The sequence below is a fragment of the Holdemanella sp. genome, assembly GCF_056804935.1.
The window spans coordinates 1-2,499 of sequence record NZ_DBMEXE010000230.1; the positions used below are offsets into that span (position 1 = coordinate 1).

3 protein-coding genes are annotated in these 2,499 nt (G+C 33.3%); all 3 read left to right on the top strand.

Annotated features, from left to right (window positions below; genetic code table 11):
* Positions 1 to 156: 156 nt before the first annotated feature.
* Positions 157 to 1,071: a tRNA (adenosine(37)-N6)-dimethylallyltransferase MiaA gene (gene miaA, locus ACZQCL_RS08655; protein WP_227993699.1), complete on the top strand. Its 915-nt coding sequence runs from the start codon at positions 157 to 159 to the stop codon at positions 1,069 to 1,071.
* On the top strand, positions 1,058 to 1,744 hold the full coding sequence (locus ACZQCL_RS08660; protein ID WP_482482825.1) for a tRNA threonylcarbamoyladenosine dehydratase: 687 nt from the start codon (positions 1,058 to 1,060) through the stop codon (positions 1,742 to 1,744). The genes miaA and ACZQCL_RS08660 overlap by 14 nt, the downstream gene beginning before the upstream one ends.
* A 15-nt stretch (positions 1,745 to 1,759) precedes the next feature.
* Positions 1,760 to 2,499: diacylglycerol/lipid kinase family protein (locus ACZQCL_RS08665; RefSeq protein ID WP_482482826.1), on the top strand; the 740-nt coding region annotated here is incomplete at its 3' end.

Sequence of the window (2,499 nt, forward strand, 5' to 3'; positions counted from 1 at the left end):
GCCATAGTTCAATTCGTTTTAATCGACCATTATCTATGCAGGAAATGGAGCAAGTCATTTTAGATTTACAAAAGTGTAAACAACCATATCACTGTCCTCATGGAAGACCTACAGTTATTGTGATGAGTGATGGTGAGTTGAGAAAGGAATTTGAACGTGGATAGACAAAAAGTTTTAGCAATCGTAGGACCAACTGGAATTGGAAAAACAAGCCTTTCTGTATGGTTAGCCAAACAATTGGATGGAGAAATTATTTCCTGCGATAGTATGCAAGTATATAAAAAAATGGATATTGGCACGGCCAAAGTAACACAAGAAGAAATGCAAGGCATACATCATGAATTGATTGATGTTCAAAATTATAATGAACCTTACAATGTAAAGGTTTTTCAAGAAAAATGTCGTACAGCCATCGAAGATGTTGTAAAAAGAGGAAAGTTTCCTATTTTATGCGGAGGAACAGGACTTTATTTAAAAGCAGCATTATATGACTATGAATTTCAAGAAGAAAACGAAGATATCGCCTATACAACTTTTTTGAATTCGAAAACGAATGAAGAATTGGTCGCAATGTTAAAAGAAAAAGATGAAAAAGCTCTAGAAAAAATTCATCCAAACAATCGCAAGCGATTGATTCGTGCTCTACAAATTTGTCATAGTGGTACTTCAAAATCAGAACAAGAAGACAAACAACAACATATTCCATTATATGATGTGTATTTTTTAGGTTTAGATGTGAATCGAGAAATTTTACATGATCGAATCAATAAAAGAGTAGATATTATGTTCGAGAATGGTTTGGTCAAAGAAGTAGAAGATTTATTTACAAATCCAGAAACGTGGGAATATACAAGTTTTCAAGGAATTGGATATAAAGAGTTTAAAGATTATTTCTTAAAAGAAAAGAGTATCGATGAAGTAAAGACTGCTATAAAAACACATTCTAGACAATATGCGAAAAGACAATATACATGGTTTAAGAATCAGATGCCTGTACATTGGTTTGAAGCACAGAATAGAGATGAAATATATAGTGCAGTAAAGGAATGGTTGATGGATGAAGACAAATGAGAGAAGTGAATTGTTGCTGGGAAAAGAAGCATTAGAAACACTAAATGATAAGACAGTCCTTGTTGTTGGAGTTGGAGGAGTCGGTTCTTTTTGCGTAGAGGCCTTAGCAAGAACAGGGATTGGTCATTTAATTCTTATAGACAAAGATTGTGTGGAACCAAGTAATATCAATCGACAATTAGTAGCGACTTTAGATACAGTTAATGAAGTTAAAGTGGATGTATTAAAGAAACGAATTAGTACACTAAATCCTAATTGTATTGTAGATACATATGCATGTTTTTATGATCAAACAAAAGATGATGAGATATTTTCGCAACCCATTGATTTTGTCGTAGACTGCATTGATTCCATTCAGAGTAAAAAAGATTTGATGCAAGCATGTATTGATCGAAACATACCATTTTTATCAAGTATGGGAATGGCAAGACGTAAAGATCCTACAAAATTAGTAGTTACAGAAGTAGAAAAAACTAGTTATGATCCAATGGCTAAACAGATTCGTCAATGGAAGAGAAAAAATCGTATACGCAATAAGATCTGGGTGGTGGCATCTTTAGAACAACCGATTCCAGTAGAGTCAGGACAACCATTGCCTAGTGCTATTTTTGTACCAGCAAGTGCCGGATTGATACTTGCGAGTGAATGTGTACAAAGATTGATTGAGTCATAAAGAGGTAATAATTATATGAAGGATGTATTTATTGTAAATCCCAAATCAGGGAAAAACAGTCAATATGAATTAATACAAGAAGTCAAAGAGCATTTTCAAGGAAAACGTATTATCATTGAAAAAACAAAAGGTCCTGAACATGCAACGTTTATCGCAAAAAAGTATGCTCTATCCAATGAACCTGTGCATTTATATGTATGTGGTGGGGATGGCACTTTGCACGAAGTCATTAATGGGTGTGCTGAAAAAGAAAATGTGACTATTTCTGTGATTCCAATTGGAACGGGGAATGATTTTGTGAAATATTTCGAAGATTTAAAAAGAGAAGACTTTTTAAATCTGGCAAATTATTCAAATCCAGAATATATGGACTGTGATTTGATTAAAGTGAATGGAGAATATTCAATAAATACAGTTTCTTTTGGATTTGACGTGGAGGTTGCACGTCAGGTAAATGCACTAAAAAAGAATATAAAGACAGAAGGAATTATACCCTATGTTTTATCAACATTGATTAGTTTAAGAAAACCAATAGGTCAAGACTATCAAATTCAGATTGATACTAAAAAATTACCAAAAGGGAAATATGGATTCCTTGTGTTTGCGAATGGAAAATACTATGGTGGAGGATTTAAGCCGTGTCCAGATGCCAATATTGATGATGGCTGGATGGATGCATATATGAATGCTTATCCTTTCTTGAAGAGATATAATATCCCTTTTACCGTATATATTACTACTAATTTTATTGGAAA

What these genes read in the sequence shown, in the direction of transcription:
- ACZQCL_RS08660 (WP_482482825.1), top strand. Translation starts at nt 1,058, where the DNA reads ATGAAGACAAATGAGAGAAGTGAATTGTTGCTGGGAAAAGAAGCATTA.